Genomic DNA, 15813 nt, shown 5'->3' with positions numbered 1-15813 from the left:
TCAAAATGTGATGTTGATGGCCCGAGCCTCCCGGAATGCCCGGGATTGTTTCCCCTGACGATGCCCATAACGTGGACTGGGGATTCTGTGAGGGACTGAAGTTGCGCGAGGGACTCTACAAGGCGAACTTTCACACCGTGCACGGCACCGGGTGCGGGGTCCTCTATGTGACCGACGGCAAGCTCCGCGGCGGCAATTCCGCTTTCGCCTTCGTGGGCACCTACACCGGCAAGGGCGAGAGCATCAAGGTCAAGATCTCGACCGAGCGCTACAACGACGATCCGACTTTCCGCCCGCTGTTCGGAACCGACAGGATCACGCTCAATGGCCGAGAAGACGGCGAGATGGCCGAGTTCGAGGGCAGCGCGCTGCAGCTTCCCGGTGTCGCCTTCCGGGCGGTGCTGACCCGGATCAGCGACTAGCTGCGGATCAGCACGCACTCCTAATCGGGCGGCAATTAGTCCGCAATTAATTCTTGGGCAGCTTCGGAATGCTTTCGGCAAAGCCGTTGAAACAAGCCAGGCGCTCGTCCTCTTCCTTGAGGAAGCGGCAGTCGGCAACGCCCTTGGCCTTTGTGGGCTTCGGCTTCGGCTGCGGCGGGATCACTCCGTCGTAGCAGTTGAGCCGGTCTTTGGTGCCGTCGTCGAGGTCGAGACAGGCCTGCAGCCTGACCGCGGTGGACTGCGGCTTGCCCTTGGGCGCGGCCGCCTCGGATTTGCCCTTGGCCGCCGCCTCCTTGGTACCCTTGCTGGCCCCCTTGGGCTTGACCTGCACCAGCGGCTTGTCGCCAACCATCGGCGTGTCGGTTTGCGCAAAAGCGGCGGCCGAATACAGCACCGCGACAAGCGCCAGAATCATCCTCATGTCAGTCAGCTCTCGTTGGTCCCCAACCTTCGCCTTCTAGCGCCCTCCTGCGCGGTTTGCCAAGCGTCCGCTGGGGAGAAAAGCCGGATGTGACGGGCTTTGCACTATGCCGCGACCGTCGCCACGGCCCGCCGAGGCCGGGTCAGCCCGACAACGGCGAGCGCGAGGACGACGAAGCCGGCGGCCAAGAATCCGATGGTGTGCAGGAGATCGCGCGCGAACAACGCTCCGCCCGCTGCCGAGCCCACGGCCTGCCCGATATAGAGCACGGACGTATTGAGCGAGACGGTGGCCGGCGCCAACGACGGCGCCGCCGCGACCAGGCGCACCTGCTGCATCGAGTTGGTCGAGGCAAATCCCAGCCCCCAGACTGCGACCGAGAGGACCATCAATGCAAAATTGCCGGCGCCCAGTGCCCATCCGGCGACGCCCGCGAGCAACAGGCTCGTGAACAGAACCGAGGTCCTGTAGGGCCCCCAAGTATCGACGATGCGCGTGGCAATGAGGAGGCCGAGGAAGCCGCAGACACCGTAGACGCCGAAGGCCAGACCGATCGCATCGGGGCTGGCATCCGTCAGCTTCGTCAGCAGCGGCCCCATGAAGGTAAAGATCACGAACTGCCCGGACATCTGCAGCATGGTGATCGCAAGCAGCAGCACGATGGTGCGATTGCGCCCGACTTCGCCCCAGGTCTTCAGATCGACCGGCGTACCCTTCAAACCGGCCGGCAGGCGCCATAGCAACAGAACGAAGCTGAGGCAGCCGAGCCCGCCAATCGCGCCGTAGGCTCCCCGCCAACCGTAGCGGCTGGCGATGAAGGTGATCAGCGGCAAGCCGACGGCTGCGGCAATCGACCATCCGAGAAATACATAGGCGATCGTGCTACCGCGCTTTTCGACCGGCACGATGATCGCCGCAGTGCCTGCGGCCTGCGGCGTATAGAGCGCGCCGATCGCGAGCATCACCAGGCGAATGGCGAGCAGGCTCGTATAGTCGGGAGCGAGGGCCGAGCCGATATTGCCGGCGGCAAGCAGCGCGAGCGTTGCGGTGAGAAGCATGCGCCGCTCGATCCGGCTGGTCAGCCACGCCGTGAGCGGCGAGCCGATGCAAAGCGTGATGGCGCCAAAGGTGATCAGAAGGCCCGCGGTGCGGATGCTGATATCGAGGCCTGAGGACAATTCCGGGAGCATCCCAGCGGGCGCCAGCACCGAGCAGCCGGTGACGACGTTTCCAAGCATCAGGGCGGTCGGCGCGAAGCGGCGGTCGGCAGGATCAGATTTCATGCAGCTGCATGTAGGCAACATCGGGACGACATGGAAGGGCGGACCATGTCTATCGGACGTGCCAGTGGCGTCTGGCGCAGCAGCGGTCTCGGTGGCGCTGGCGAAATGCGACCCGGCTCCGGCGTGGCCCAGGCAGCACCGGAGGTCGGTCCGCCGACCATTGTCAGAAATGTGACGAGCACAATACCGGCGCCTTCCCTGAGGCAAGTCGATCCAACGAACGTCACGAAGCAACCAGCCCCAAAACCACAGTCCATCCCCAATACGCCCTATGAAACAACAACCTGTGGGCGCATGCAACGTCAAGATCGCGTCTGGCGTCGGCCTTCAAAACGGGACGCTCACGGGCGATTTCCTCGTTTTGCCCGATTGCGCAGTCCGAATCGCCTGATATACCGCTCGTTCCCGCTTACCTGCGCTCGTTCGCAGGAGTGAGCTTCAGGAGAAACATTATGTCCGACGACCACAAGTCCGAATCAGGCTTCCAGTACAGCCTCAGCAATTTGAAGCCCGTGACCCCAGCCGCCAAGGTTACCCTCACCTTCCCCGACGGCGCCAAGCGCCAATTCGACAAGAGCACTACCGGCCTCGACATCGCCAAGGGCATCTCGCCGTCGCTCGCCAAGCGCACGGTTGCGATGGTGCTCGACGGCGCGCTCGCCGATCTCAATGATCCGATCGAGTCCGATGCCAAGATCGAGTTCGTCAACCGCGACGATCCCCGCGCGCTGGAGTTGATCCGGCATGACGCCGCACACGTGCTGGCGGAAGCAGTGCAAACTCTGTGGCCGGGCACGCAAGTCACCATCGGCCCGGTGATCGAGAACGGCTTCTATTACGACTTCTTCCGCAACGAGCCGTTCACCCCGGAAGATTTTGCCGCGATCGAGAAGAAGATGCGCGAGATCATCGCGCGCGACAAACCGTTCACCAAGGAGGTCTGGGATCGCGAGAAGACCAAGCAGGTGTTCCGCGACAAGGGAGAGGCCTTCAAGGTCGAGCTGGTTGACGCCATTCCCGGCAATGAACCGATCAAGATCTATTTCCAGGGCGACTGGTTCGATCTGTGCCGCGGCCCGCACATGACCTCGACCGGCAAGATCGGGAACGCCTTCAAACTGATGAAGGTGGCGGGCGCCTATTGGCGCGGCGATTCCAACAACCCGATGCTGACCCGCATCTACGGCACCGCCTTCGCCAAGCAGGAGGACCTCGACGCTTATCTCAAGCAGATAGAGGAAGCCGAGAAGCGCGACCATCGCAAGCTCGGGCGCGAACTCGACCTCTTCCACTTCCAGGAAGAAGGTCCGGGCGTGGTGTTCTGGCACCCCAAGGGCTGGACGATCTTTCAGCAGCTCATTGCCTATATGAGGCGACGCCTGACCGGCGACTACAGCGAGGTCAACGCTCCGCAAATCCTCGACAAGGTCCTGTGGGAGACGTCCGGCCATTGGGGCTGGTACCGCGAGAACATGTTCGCGGCGCAATCCGCCGGCGACGAGGCCGAGGACAAGCGCTGGTTTGCGCTCAAGCCGATGAACTGCCCCGGTCACGTGCAGATCTTCAAGCACGGCCTGAAGAGCTATCGTGACCTGCCCATGCGGCTCGCCGAGTTCGGCGTGGTGCATCGCTACGAGCCGTCGGGCGCCATGCACGGTCTGATGCGCGTGCGCGGCTTCACCCAGGACGATGCGCATATCTTCTGCACCGAGGAGCAGCTCGCCGACGAGTGCCTCAAGATCAATGACCTGATCCTGTCGACCTATGCCGATTTCGGCTTCACCGGCGACCTCACCGTGAAGCTGTCGACCCGTCCCGACAAGCGCGTCGGCACCGATGCGATGTGGGATCATGCCGAGCGCGTGATGGCGACGGTGCTGCGCGAGATCCAGTCGCAGAACAATCACATCAAGACCGAGATCAATCCGGGCGAAGGCGCCTTCTATGGGCCGAAGTTCGAATACGTGCTGCGCGATGCGATCGGCCGCGACTGGCAGTGCGGTACCACGCAGGTCGACTTCAACCTGCCGGAACGGTTCGGCGCGTTCTATATCGACCATGACGGCGGCAAGAAGCCGCCGGTGATGGTGCACCGTGCGATCTGCGGTTCGATGGAGCGCTACATCGGCATCCTGATCGAGCACTATGCCGGTAACTTCCCGCTCTGGCTCTCGCCGGTGCAGGTGGTGGTCACGACCATCACCTCGGAGGCCGACGAATACGCCAAGCAGGTGGTGGAGCAGGCACGCCGCGCCGGCCTGCGGGTCGAGATCGACCTGCGCAACGAGAAGATCAACTACAAGGTCCGCGAGCACTCGCTGGCCAAGATCCCCGCGCTGCTCGTGGTCGGCAAGAAGGAGGCCGAGACGCATTCGGTTTCCGTCCGCCGGCTCGGCAGCGACGGGCAGAAGGTGATGCCGACGGCGGAGGCACTGGCCGCACTTCTCGATGAGGCAACCCCGCCGGACGTCCAGCGGGCGCGCAGCGCGGCCTGATCGTTGAAAACGGTCTAAACTCGCTTTCGGTTGCGGGCATGCATGCCTATCTCGGGTAGACATGCATGCCCGACGACCAGCCGAAGAGGAAACTTCCGTGCCCGACGCCATCGACCTCCTGAAGACCCGCCGCTCCGTCAAGCCGCGCGAGATGGCGGGGCCCGGCCCCTCGCCGTCCGAGCTCGACACGATCCTCACCATCGGCGCGCGGGTGCCGGATCACGGCAAGCTCGCCCCCTGGCGCTTCATCGTCTTCGAGGGCGAGGCGCGCGAGCGTGCCGGCGAAGTGATCGCGCGCGTGTTCGCGCGCAAGAATCCGGGCGCACCGGCGGCCGAGATCGAGGTCGAAAGGAAGCGGCTCACTGACGCCCCGCTCGTCATCGGGATCGTCAGCTTTACCAAGCCGCATCCTAAGGTGCCGGCCTGGGAGCAGGAATTGTCGGCCGGCGCCAGCGCCATGAACATCGTCACGGCCGCGACTGCGCTTGGCTATGGCGCGTGCTGGCTGACCGGCTGGTTTGCCTTCGACCGCGACGTGCTGGAAGGGCTCGGGCTCAAGCCGGACGAGAAGCTCGCCGGCCTCGTGCACATCGGCAGGCCAACCAAGCCGAGCGAAGACCGCCCTCGCCCAGTACTCTCGGAGATCGTAACCCGGTTCTAGACGACGTCTCACAGTTGACGAACCACTCATCTTCCGGCTTTGATCCCATTGCGTCGGCCGGGCAGGATACCGAAGTGACGCTTGCTCACGCCCATGCTGCCGCCTGACGCAGCGCGGGCTCATGCGATGACCACCACGCGACGAACATTCCTTGCCGGGGCGGCGCTGCTCGCCGGCACCGCCATGCGCAGCCGCGCGAACGATATCCCCGCGCCCTCGCCCGACCAGCTCGAGCGCATCACAGCGTTCTTCAACAACGAGGTCACGGCCCGCCGGCTGCCGGGTGCGGTCATCCTGGTTCAGCAGCACGGCAAGCCGCTCTATCTGAAGACCTTTGGCGTATGCGACGTCCGGACCGGCCTGCCCATGACACCGGACACGATCTTCGCCATCCACTCCATGACCAAGCCGATCACGAGCTTGGGGGCGATGATGCTGATCGACGCGGGTAAGCTCGCGCTCGCCGACCCGGTCTCGAAATACATTCCATCCTTCGCCGATACCAAGGTTGGATTGGAGGTCACCAATCGCGACGGCACGCTCGCCCTCGATTTGGTGCCGCCGATCCATCCGGTGACTATCCAGGACCTGATGCGTCACACCTCCGGCATTAGCTACGATTATATCGGCGGCAAATGGGTCGAGCAGGCCTATCACGATGCGAGGATCTTCGCCGGCCAGTTCGACAACCGCGAATTCGCCGAGCGCATCGCGAGACTGCCGCTGGCGCGTCAACCCGGTACGCTCTGGCGCTACGGCCATTCCACCGACGTGCTCGGCCGCGTCATCGAGGTGATCTCGGGGCAGACGCTCTACGAATATCTCAAGCAGAACGTGCTCGATCCGCTCGGCATGACCAGCACCAAGTTCGTGCTGACGAAGCCCGGCGAGTTGAAGCGGATGGCGCGGCCGTTGCCGAACGACAGCATTCTGCTCGACGCCGAGCGCGAGCGTCTCGCCCATCCCGAATGGGAATCTGGCGGCGGCGGCCTGCTCTCGACCATCACCGACTACGGGCGGTTTGCGCAGATGCTGCTCAACGGCGGCGAGCTGGATGGCAAGCGTTATCTTAGCCCCGCCGCCTTCAAGGACATGACGACGGACCACATCGGGCCGGGGTCGGGTGTCGATCGCGACTTTTTCTATTTCCCGGGCGACGGCTTCGGCTACGGCTACGGCCTTGCGGTGCGCACCGATCCGGGCGATGCGAGACCGCCACCGCCGGGCTCGATCGGCGAACTGAAGTGGGATTCGGGCAGCGGCACCTATTTCGGCGTCGATCCCAAGCTCGACATGATCTACGTCATGATGCAGCAGACCCAGAACGAGCGCGGCCGCATCACGCCAGCCTTCAAGGCGCTCGTCTACGATGCCTACCCTGCCGAGCTACGCCGCCCGTGAGGCGCGCTGTCCGAACGTCGTCAGCAACTGTTCGATCTCGCCCGCGGGGCGCGCCGCGCTGAACAGGAATCCCTGAACCTCGTTGCAGCCTTCCGCGCGCAGCCAGTCGAGCTGGTCCTCGGTCTCGACGCCTTCCGCCGTCGTCGTGATGTTGAGGCTGCGGCCGAGCCCCGAGATCGCGCGCACGATCGCGACGCAGTCCGGGCGTTCCGCGAGATCCTTCACGAAGGAACGATCAATCTTGATCTTGTCAAAGGGAAAGCTGCGCAAATAGCTGAGGCTGGAATAGCCCGTGCCGAAATCGTCCATGGAGATGCCGACGCCGAGCCCGCGTAACTGATGCAGGGTGGCGAGGTTGGCATCGGTCTCAGCCAGGAAGATCGACTCGGTGATCTCGAGCTCGAGCCGCTTCGGCGCCAGGCCCGACTGTGCCAGCGCCGAGATCACGATCTGGACCAGGTTGCGGCTGCGGAATTGCGCCGGCGATAGATTGACCGCGACTTTGATGTCGCGGGGCCATTTCACCGCCTCGCTGCACGCTTCGCGGAGCACCCACTCCCCGAGCTGGGTGATCAGGCCTATATCCTCGGCCACCGGGATGAACTCGGCTGGCGAGATCATGCCCTTGTCCGGATGACGCCAACGCAACAGGGATTCGAAGCCCGAGATGCTGTCGGAGGCGATCGAGACCAGCGGCTGATAGTGCAGTTCGAATTCGCCATTGGCAAACGCGCGCCTGAGGTCGAGCTCCATGTCGCGGCGCCGCTGCGCTTGCAGATCCATCTCCTTTTCGAAGAAGCGATGCACGCCGCCGCCGTCGGACTTGGCGCGATAGAGTGCCATGTCGCCATTGCGCATCAATTCTTCCGACGTCATGCCGTCGCCGGGTGACAGTGCGATGCCGATGCTGGCGCCGATCACCAGCTCCAGGCCGTCGATGTCATAGGGTGCGCTCAGCATCTCGATCAGGAGGCTCGCACAGGCGCTGGCCTCGTTCGGCGAAACGTCGGCGGCAAGGATCACGGCGAACTCGTCGCCGCCGAGGCGAGCGGCAAGGTTGGCGCCGCGGATCGCGATCGCCAGGCGCTCCGCAACCTGTTTCAGCAGGCGGTCACCCACGGGATGGCCGAAGGAATCGTTGACAGTTTTGAACAGGTCGAGATCGATGCAGAGCACGCCGACCCTCTTGCCCCCGGCCTGGTCGAGCGCCTGTTTGAGCCGGTCCTGGAAATATTCCCGGTTCGCCAGATTGGTGAGCCCGTCGTGATGGGCCATGTAGGCGATGCGCGCCTCCGCCTTGCGCCGTTCGGTGATGTCGACCACCGCGACCAGATAGCCATCGCGGCCTTCGAACGTGACGCGGCGGCCGAAGGTCAGGACCTCGATCTCGCTGCCGTTGGCGCGCAGGTGCCGCCAGTTGCGCGACGAGTTATAGGTGTCGCCGACTCGCTCCAGCGCCTCGGAATGACTGTCCCATTCGTCCTGCGGCCAGATCTCCGGCAGGCTCATGCGCAGGAAGGCGTCCCGGTCGTAACCATAGTGCTGGACCGCTGCGTCGTTGACGCTCAGGAAGCGTTTCGTCTCGGCATCGAACACCCACATCGGCATCGGGTTGTTGTCGAACAGCAGACGGAACGACGCGTCGCGGCGCTTCAGCGCGGTGACATCGGAGATCGTGAGCGACACGACGTCGGCAAAGGCGGTGGCGCTGAGCCGGAGATAGCCGCCATCGCTCTCGATCTCGCACTGCTCGCTGCGGCCGCCCGAGATTGCCGCGAGCAAGAGCTTCCCGACCTCCGGTGAGGCGAGCAGCGTGCCGCCCTCACCGAGGCGGCGCCACAACAGGCTTCCACTAGCCACCTTCAGGAGCACCTCCGCGCTCTTGTTGTGATGGACGATCTGGAAGTCGAACGCCTTCGCATCGGCATCACGCAATGCGGCGAGCGACACCACCGCGTCGTCAGTCGCGGCGAAGATCGCATCGAGAAGATTATATTGCGCGCCGCACTCGTTGACGTAGATACCAATCAGCGTGGTGCCCCAGCGGGAGGCAGTTGGCAGCGCCAACACGTCGTACGTCCTGACCATGCCGTCGCGCACGCAATGCGCGCGCGAATGATGCGGGCAGCCGTTGTGAAGCGCATTCGCCGCGACCTCCGCCAGCGCGGTGGCGCAATCGGGCGCCAGCGCTTCGACCGGAACGTCCCAGCGCTCGTCGCCGAGCCATTTCTGCACATAGCGTCCACTGCGCGACAGCTCTAGCGCACCATCATTCCGCAGCAGCGCGATGTGGTCGGCGAGCCGCCCGAGGCTGCCGAGCATCACGTCCTCGTAGCGCGGGAGCCGTTCACCCGGCCGCAACGCAGCGTGCCATTTGCGCTGAAGCACCGGGATGTCGTCGAACATTTCGGTGGCCGGTTTGCCCGGCGCCTTCTTCGCGGCACTCATCGTAGTCCCCAACGCGCTATCCCAGCGCATCCAAGGCAGGGGCACTTAATGGCGTGTAAAGAGCCCTTGTGCGCAGCGCCCGATCGGGAATTATGACAGTTTTAAGTCACATGATGGTTTAGCGCGCGTTAGGGACTGTGACAGCTTCTTCTCAACGCAAACGTGGAAATGACCGACAGCCGTCAGTCCTCGCTCGAGGCCGCCGACCGGTTGTTCAGATAGGCCTGGGACAAGAGGAAGAACAGCGCGCGTTCCCCCTGATACTTGGCCGCCGGACGGGTGCGCTCGAAGCCATCGGCAAACAGCTTGCCGGACTGGTCGCAAACCTGCCACCGCCAGCCAAACCGCTTGCGCCGCGTTAGGACCACTTCGAACATGCCGACGGGTGCGCCCCCTGCTGTTGCCGGCCACGCGCGACGAAGACAGATGGCCCGCGCATCCGGCCCCCTTGGACGGATGCCAGAGATATAACGCAGCAGGAGCGAAAAAGAACAAAATTGATTATCGGAATTACGTCGCAGGTGCGGTGTTTCCCCAAGCCTTGCGCCTGAAGACGGTTTGGTAGCGCTTTCGCACTCAAAGGGAACACAAGGCGGGATGATCAGCGAGCAGGGACTCACCAGTCATCCCGTGAGAGCCTCAGCGGTCGACTCGCGCCTGCAAAATGTCGGATAGCGATCACGCTTGATGGTCACGCTGGCAAGAATGTCGGCGACGCCACGGCGATCGGCATCCGTCTGCGCGACGGCGCAGATCGCGCCGCTTCCATTCGTGCGCTGGATGAGAAGCGCGGAACAATGTTACGAAAATCGCCGGATCGAGGGCCCGTGTATTCAGCGGGCGCAGGCGGGGCGAGACAGTATCGCGTTCTGGTTCAGGCTGGACGCGTCAGCGCGCGACGACTTCGACTTCGCCGTCGACACCGTTGACGACGTTGAAGCCGCGCTCATAGACCTTGCCCTCGTTCTTGGCGATGGCGCGGTATTCGCCTTCGGAGAGCACGACGCGCGGGAACGCGCCGATCGATTCCTTGATCACGTCGCCGCCGGGGGTGAGAACCGACCAGGCGGTGTTGGCGAGCGCCTCGCCGCCCTTGTCGCTGACGAGCTTCAGCGTGATCACGGCGGCGCGGTGGGTAATGGTCACGTCGGTGAGCTTGCCGGCCTGCACGCGGATGTCGGAGCGCACCACCGAGTTGGCGTCGCCATAGTTGGAGATGATGTAGTAGGTGCCCTCCGGCAGCAGCACGACGTCGCCGGCGGCGACGTTCGGCACCAGCGAGGAGCGCTCGCCGCCTTCGAACTGGCTGCCTTTGTAGATCGCGAACGAGATCTGGTTCTGCGGAATGCGGCTGGTGCCGACGCGGCCCTCGATGCGCAGGCCGCCCGCAGGCAGCACGAAGGCCTCACGGTCGGTCTCCGCCTTCAGGCTGACCGTACGCACCGCGCTGACGAGGCCGAAGGCGACGTGCACGACGTAATTGCCGGGCGGCAACACGATGTTGGGCGTGGCGTTGCGCTCCTCGCGGATCAGCTTGAACGTGCCATTCTCGTCGGGGCGGTCGGCAAACACCCGCCACACCAGCCCGCTGGTGATCGGTGGCAGATCCTTGCCGTATTTCGCGGTCAGCGACAGCACGGCTTGGCCGGGCGCCGCCGCCCCCATGGGCGCGGCCGGCGGAACCGTCGAGACCGAGGGCGGGATGGTGGGAGAAGCAGGCTGCATCAGCGTCGGCGGCAGGCTCGGCGGCGCCGCGCCCGGGCCCGACGGGGGCGCGAGGCTGACGGCCGCACCGGGATCGGGCACGGCGGCCGGCGGTACCGGCGGCGGGCGATCAGAGAACAATTGCGCGTGAGCGGCGCCCTCGCCGAGGAAGCAGGCAAGCAAAACGGCCGGCAGCAGCCATCCGCCGCGCCGCCATCGTCTGATGCCGTCACCCCCGAAAATCATGCCTCCTGCTTTTCACCGAAAACGCGGCAAATTCAAGCCACTGGAACCCCGGGAAACACCTGTTTCTGGAACGGGCGGAACCTTAAATGGTTAGTCTTGCGGCAACCGGCCATCGCCATACTCCTGCCCAGTGCCATCACCAAAGCGGCATAAACCATGCTTCGCTGTGCTTCTGGCAGGGCGCCAGCGCGGTGCCTAGTCTGGTCAGCGTCAGTCGGGTCGTAGGAGATCTTCGGTGCTGGATATGTTGAAGGGTCGCGGCGCGAACAGCTCCAACGGCGCGAACGGCGAAAAGGTGGGGCTCGGCAGCATTCGCCGACCGGTCATCGGCCTTGCGCTCGGCGGGGGTGCGGCGCGCGGCTTCGCCCACATCGGTATCCTGAGGACGTTGCTCGCCAACGGCATCGTGCCTAACGTCGTGGTCGGCACTTCAATAGGTGCGGTCATCGGCGGCGCCTACGCGGCCGGCCATCTCGACACGCTCGAGGACTGGGCGCGCAGCTTCCAGGGCGTACGCAACATCCTCTCCTATCTCGACATCCGCCTCAATGGCTCCGGCCTGATTGGCGGCGAGAAGCTCGCAACCCGCCTGGAGGCAGCGATCGGCCAGACCCTGATCGAGGATCTGCCGATCAAGTTCGCCACAGTCGCCACCGAAGTCCGCACCGGCCACGAGATCTGGCTGACGCGCGGCCGCATGGTCGAGGCGATGCGCGCTTCCTACGCGCTGCCGGGCATCTTCTCGCCCGTGCTGGTCGGCGATCGCTGGCTGGTTGATGGCGCGCTGGTCAACCCGGTGCCGGTCTCGGCGGCGCGGGCGCTGGGTGCGGAAATCGTCATCGCAGCAAATCTTTCCAGCGACATTTTCACCCATTCCACGACCATCTATTCGCATGGCGCGATGCCCGCTGCGGTCGAGCCGCTGGCAACCGAGGACACCACGGCAAAGGACGCCGCCAAGCGGCGCTTCCCGAGGTTTTTCTCGCCCGAGCGCACGGTGAAACGCGAGTTCTTCGGCGGCGGCGGACGGCCCGGCATCTCCTCGGTGATGGTCGATGCTTTCAACATCATGCAGGACCGCATCACCCGCGCGCGCCTCGCGGGCGATCCACCGGACATGCTGATCACGCCGCGGGTCGGCCAGATCGGATGGTTCGACTTTCACCGCGCAGACGATCTGATCGCGTTCGGCACGCGCGCCGCCGAGCGCGCGATCGACTCCATCCAGGAGGCGATCGACGTGCTGGTACCAGCAACGGAAGCCACCGCATCCAAGTCTGATCAAAACAAGACTGACCAGAACAAGACCAGCGAGAACGTCAGCGAATAAGGCTTAGGCCGTCTTGATGTAGTCGCGCAGGGCTTCCTGCTCGGTCTCGTATTCGCGCACGCGCCATTTGACGATGTCGCCGATCGAAATCAGGCCGACCACTTTGCCATTGTCGATGACCGGCAGATGTCGAAACTTGCCCGTGGTCATCATCTCCATGATCTCGGCGACCGTGTCGGTCTCCTTGCAGGTCACCACCTTGCGGGTCATGACGTTCGAGACCGGCTCCTCGAGCACGCCGGCGCCTCGCTCGCCCAGCACGCGCACGATGTCACGTTCCGAAAGGATGCCTTCCAGCCGGCTCTGATTCATCACGAGGACCGCGCCGATCTTCTTCTCGCCAAGTAGTTTGATTGCGGCCGACATCTTTGCGTCGGGCTCGACGCTCATGATCTGGTGGCCCTTGGTGTTGAGGATAGAACGTACCGTCATTGCCGCCTCCCTGAATCCCACCCAGCCCTCTAAGCGTGGGCCGGACTTGTTCGCGAGTCTTCAACTAACAGTCTCAATGCCGGTTTCGTTCTCAGGCGCTGCACGAAGCATGGCCGCTACCGGCTTGTCGCATCACGACATTCTTCGCATGCGATGATGGATGAAATCGCCCCATCCCGCAAGCGCCGCTTCAAATGTGATCTGAAATGTCCTGTGATGACGCATCTGCAGCATCGGGGCGCACGCGCGGCACGGGGTCGAACAGCGAGAACAAGAGAAGCCCCGCGAAGAAGCCGCCGATATGCGCCTGCCAGGCCACGGTTGCGCCCTCGGTGCCGACCCCGATGGCCCCAATGCCGAAGATGATGTTGACGCCGAACCACACCGCGAGAAAGCCCATCACCCGCCCGTCCCGCAGCGCTCGCGACAGCGGCAGTGCCGGCACCTTTGCCGCCGTGTCAGCATCGCTGCGGCTGAAGGACAGGAAGCTGCCGCGCACGAAAGCAAAGCGGATCGCCGCGGCCATGGCGCCGGATACCGACGCCGATGCCCCGATCATCGGTACCACCGCATGTTCATGGGTGAGCAAGTGGGCAAGCGCGCCGGCCGCCGCCGTCATCGCCAGGAACAGGTAGAAGCGCACCGGCCCAAAGCGCCGCGCCAGCGCGCTGCCGAACGGCAACAGCCACAGCACATTGAAGCCGAGATGCGTGAGATTGGCGTGGAGCAGCGAATAGGTGACGAAGGTCCACACCTTCGCACCGGTGCCGCCGGGGATTGCGAGATTGAGCAGTGAGGAATCGTAGCGCTTCGGGATGAAGCCGAATACGTCGATCGTCCAGTTCTCGAGTTCCGGCGGCAGCAGCACCCGCAGATGGATCACTGCCAGCAGCGCGATGTAGGCCGTCAGCGCGCCCGGCAGTGTCAATACCGGCTCGCGCCGCGCGTCCTGAAGTGCGGCCGGCTCATCCGGCGGGGAATTTGGCGGGGCGTCCAAGGGATTTTGGCTTTCAAAGCGCTAATAGGCGACAAGCGTGGAGATAGTCGCCTTTGCCCACCCCGTGCAAGTGCACAAAAGGAAAAGGGAGGGCCCTGGGAAAGCCCTCCCTGTCCGTGTCGGTCTTCCGGGACTTGGAGGAAAAAGGACTATCCCCACCCCTCCCCGCGGCCCGTGACCAAACTGTTTGACGCCTTGTGTACAGGCCCCGCCGAGAACCTGGAAAAACGGCGAAGCTTGCGACCGCGGCGACCATAGCAGGCGCGCGAACAGGTTAAAGCCCATCGTTAATTTAACGTTAACGAAGCAAAGGCCCGCCCCTGGAGGCCAAAAACGCGCCTGCGGCATGGACGCTGCAAATCCGCTCCTGCACAACAAGGAGAAGGACCCGACGTGCACTGAAGCGGGACAAGTCTGTCCCATGACGTGCGGCCGAGGGGCAAGCATAGAGCCATGAAACATCCGTCGAGCCGCGAATTCTTCGCCTACTGGGACGACAAGCGCGGCACCGCGCGGGCGCCTGATCGTGCCGATATCGATCCGGCCGCCGTCCGCGGCCTGCTCGGCGACATCTTTGTCCTGTCCTGCGAGCCGACGCTCGGCTTCCCCTTCCGCGTCGCCGGCACGCGCGTCTGCGCGCTCGCCGGACGCGACCTCAAGGACCAGAGCTTTGCCGCGCTGTTTACGCGCGAATGCCGCACCGAAATCGAGGAGATCACTTCCATCGTCGCCGAGGAGACGCTTGGCGCCATCGCCGGCCTCACCGCGACGCGGCAGGATGGCACGCGCGCGCATCTCGAGCTCTTGCTGCTGCCTTTCAACGCACGTCCACACACCCCAGTGAGCGTCACCGGCGTGCTCGCCCCGTTCGATGACGAATACGGCGCGCTCGGCGAATTCGCGCTCACCTCATGGCGCTATCTGCACCAGCCGGAGAAACTGCTGCCGCGCGCCATCCGCAAGCTGCAGATCGCGCGCGGATTGATGGTATATGAGGGGCTGAGATAGGCGCCCGCCCCGGGCGCGCGGGAAGCAACGTGCAATCACACTGGCGCCGCGCCGGCCCCTCCGATCTGCCGGCGATCATCGCGATCGCGGCGGCCCTCCATCCCAATCTGCCGGAACGCGCGGACGTGCTTGCGGAGAAGATGAGCTTGTTCCCCGAGGGCTGCCGGGTGCTCATCGCGGGCGACGACGTCTTTGGCTACGGTATCGCTCATCCCTGGACGCTCCACCAGATTCCACCGCTTGATGACTTCCTGCAAAGACTGCCGCCCGCGCCAGACTGCCTCTACGTGCATGACGTCGCGGTGATGCCCGCATCGCGCGGCAGTCGCATCGCGACATCGTACATCGAGACGCTCGCACGCCTGGCGCGCACGAACGGAATCGAATATCTCGCGCTCGTCTCCGTCTACGACACCTCTCCATTCTGGGGGCGCCACGATTTTCGCGTGATCGCGCCCGATGCGGCATTGCGCGTCAAGCTGGCATCCTATGGCGACAGCGCAAGATACATGGTCCGCGATCTCGATCAGCGTGGTTTGCGCAATGCCTAGTGCGGCCCAGCTTGCAGGTCTGGCGTCGCCACGGACGGTTCACGTTACCGTGTAGCCCCTCGAACCGGTCTTCATCCGACCCCGTCCAACGGCTGAGCGGGCCGTTCCGGGCCTCGCCGAACCGAGGACTGGAGGATTCCTATGTTTTCGAAATCCCGATTGACAGCAATTGCATTGATCAGTTTCGCTGCGACGACCGCGATGGCCACGACCAACGCCAACGCATTCCACGAGCGCGTCTCGACCTGCGACGTCTTCTTTCTTGCGGGGTGTGGCGCAATTCTTCCGACCGCCCCCTGGAAAGCCGGCGAAGCGACCGTCTGCCGACACCTCCACGCGACACGTCCCCGACTTACATGAAGCAGACCGATCCCCGCTACAGCTCCGCGATGA

General features: G+C 64.1%; 14 protein-coding genes. 7 read left to right on the top strand and 7 right to left on the bottom strand.

Annotation, left to right across the window (positions count from 1 at the left end; translation table 11 throughout):
• Window positions 1-35: 35 nt before the first annotated feature.
• Window positions 36-422: a hypothetical protein gene (locus tag SO156_RS30645; RefSeq protein ID WP_498537352.1), complete on the top strand. Its 387-nt coding sequence runs from the start codon at window positions 36-38 to the stop codon at window positions 420-422.
• A 46-nt stretch (window positions 423-468) separates the two neighbouring features.
• On the opposite strand, the gene SO156_RS30640 is transcribed toward SO156_RS30645, so the two are convergent.
• Window positions 469-864, bottom strand: a complete 396-nt coding sequence (locus SO156_RS30640; RefSeq protein ID WP_498537351.1) for a hypothetical protein — start codon at window positions 862-864, stop codon at window positions 469-471.
• Between the two features lie 104 nt (window positions 865-968).
• Window positions 969-2147 (bottom strand): MFS transporter, encoded by a 1179-nt coding sequence (locus SO156_RS30635; RefSeq protein ID WP_458145535.1) that lies wholly within the window; start codon window positions 2145-2147, stop codon window positions 969-971.
• A gap of 452 nt (window positions 2148-2599) precedes the next feature.
• Here SO156_RS30635 and thrS point away from each other — a divergent pair, with 452 nt between their 5' ends.
• From thrS to SO156_RS30620, 3 genes are all read left to right on the top strand, one after another.
• Window positions 2600-4642 (top strand): threonine--tRNA ligase, encoded by a 2043-nt coding sequence (gene thrS / locus SO156_RS30630; protein ID WP_498537350.1) that lies wholly within the window; start codon window positions 2600-2602, stop codon window positions 4640-4642.
• Between the two features lie 97 nt (window positions 4643-4739).
• Window positions 4740-5303: a nitroreductase family protein gene (locus SO156_RS30625; protein WP_458145533.1), complete on the top strand. Its 564-nt coding sequence runs from the start codon at window positions 4740-4742 to the stop codon at window positions 5301-5303.
• A gap of 126 nt (window positions 5304-5429) precedes the next feature.
• Complete coding sequence (locus SO156_RS30620; protein WP_498537400.1) at window positions 5430-6704, top strand: serine hydrolase domain-containing protein; 1275 nt, start codon at window positions 5430-5432, stop codon at window positions 6702-6704.
• Here SO156_RS30620 and SO156_RS30615 read toward each other — a convergent pair.
• From SO156_RS30615 to SO156_RS30605, 3 genes are all read right to left on the bottom strand, one after another.
• Complete coding sequence (locus tag SO156_RS30615; protein ID WP_498537349.1) at window positions 6690-9152, bottom strand: putative bifunctional diguanylate cyclase/phosphodiesterase; 2463 nt, start codon at window positions 9150-9152, stop codon at window positions 6690-6692. The genes SO156_RS30620 and SO156_RS30615 overlap by 15 nt on opposite strands.
• A gap of 182 nt (window positions 9153-9334) precedes the next feature.
• Window positions 9335-9529, bottom strand: coding sequence for a hypothetical protein (locus SO156_RS30610; protein WP_027525651.1), 195 nt, complete (start codon window positions 9527-9529; stop codon window positions 9335-9337).
• Window positions 9530-10040: 511 nt separating this feature from the next.
• Window positions 10041-11102 (bottom strand): RgsD C-terminal domain-containing protein, encoded by a 1062-nt coding sequence (locus tag SO156_RS30605; protein WP_498537348.1) that lies wholly within the window; start codon window positions 11100-11102, stop codon window positions 10041-10043.
• Window positions 11103-11337: 235 nt separating this feature from the next.
• Between SO156_RS30605 and SO156_RS30600 the strand changes: the two genes are divergently transcribed.
• On the top strand, window positions 11338-12432 hold the full coding sequence (locus SO156_RS30600; protein ID WP_458145530.1) for a patatin-like phospholipase family protein: 1095 nt from the start codon (window positions 11338-11340) through the stop codon (window positions 12430-12432).
• Window positions 12433-12435: 3 nt separating this feature from the next.
• Here SO156_RS30600 and SO156_RS30595 read toward each other — a convergent pair whose 3' ends face one another.
• Together SO156_RS30595 and SO156_RS30590 are read right to left on the bottom strand one after the other, a co-directional pair.
• Window positions 12436-12864 carry a CBS domain-containing protein gene (locus SO156_RS30595; protein ID WP_458145529.1) on the bottom strand — a complete coding sequence of 143 codons (429 nt, stop codon included), beginning with the start codon at window positions 12862-12864 and terminating at the stop codon, window positions 12436-12438.
• 190 nt (window positions 12865-13054) lie between these two features.
• Entirely contained in the window at window positions 13055-13861 is an 807-nt protein-coding gene (locus tag SO156_RS30590; RefSeq protein ID WP_498537347.1) for a rhomboid family intramembrane serine protease, read from the bottom strand.
• 453 nt (window positions 13862-14314) lie between these two features.
• On the opposite strand from SO156_RS30590, the gene SO156_RS30585 reads away from it, so the two are divergent.
• Both SO156_RS30585 and SO156_RS30580 read left to right on the top strand, forming a co-directional pair.
• Window positions 14315-14869, top strand: a complete 555-nt coding sequence (locus tag SO156_RS30585) for a PAS domain-containing protein (protein WP_458145527.1) — start codon at window positions 14315-14317, stop codon at window positions 14867-14869.
• Window positions 14870-14898: 29 nt separating this feature from the next.
• Window positions 14899-15420 (top strand): GNAT family N-acetyltransferase, encoded by a 522-nt coding sequence (locus tag SO156_RS30580; RefSeq protein WP_498537346.1) that lies wholly within the window; start codon window positions 14899-14901, stop codon window positions 15418-15420.
• The last annotated feature ends 393 nt before the right edge of the window (window positions 15421-15813 follow it).

The sequence above is a fragment of the Bradyrhizobium sp. UFLA05-125 genome (assembly GCF_059803515.1).
Note: the sequence above shows the minus strand (reverse complement) of the source record. Positions and strands in the feature narration are given on the sequence as shown.

Excerpts from the sequence above, each read along its gene's own strand:
- SO156_RS30645 (WP_498537352.1), top strand. The coding sequence starts at position 36 with ATGCCCGGGATTGTTTCCCCTGACGATGCCCATAACGTGGACTGGGGA.
- SO156_RS30640 (WP_498537351.1), bottom strand. The coding sequence starts at position 864 with ATGAGGATGATTCTGGCGCTTGTCGCGGTGCTGTATTCGGCCGCCGCT.
- SO156_RS30635 (WP_458145535.1), bottom strand. The coding sequence starts at position 2,147 with ATGAAATCTGATCCTGCCGACCGCCGCTTCGCGCCGACCGCCCTGATG.
- thrS (WP_498537350.1), top strand. The coding sequence starts at position 2,600 with ATGTCCGACGACCACAAGTCCGAATCAGGCTTCCAGTACAGCCTCAGC.
- SO156_RS30620 (WP_498537400.1), top strand. The coding sequence starts at position 5,430 with ATGACCACCACGCGACGAACATTCCTTGCCGGGGCGGCGCTGCTCGCC.
- SO156_RS30615 (WP_498537349.1), bottom strand. The coding sequence starts at position 9,152 with ATGAGTGCCGCGAAGAAGGCGCCGGGCAAACCGGCCACCGAAATGTTC.
- SO156_RS30610 (WP_027525651.1), bottom strand. The coding sequence starts at position 9,529 with ATGTTCGAAGTGGTCCTAACGCGGCGCAAGCGGTTTGGCTGGCGGTGG.
- SO156_RS30605 (WP_498537348.1), bottom strand. The coding sequence starts at position 11,102 with ATGATTTTCGGGGGTGACGGCATCAGACGATGGCGGCGCGGCGGATGG.
- SO156_RS30595 (WP_458145529.1), bottom strand. The coding sequence starts at position 12,864 with ATGACGGTACGTTCTATCCTCAACACCAAGGGCCACCAGATCATGAGC.
- SO156_RS30585 (WP_458145527.1), top strand. The coding sequence starts at position 14,315 with ATGAAACATCCGTCGAGCCGCGAATTCTTCGCCTACTGGGACGACAAG.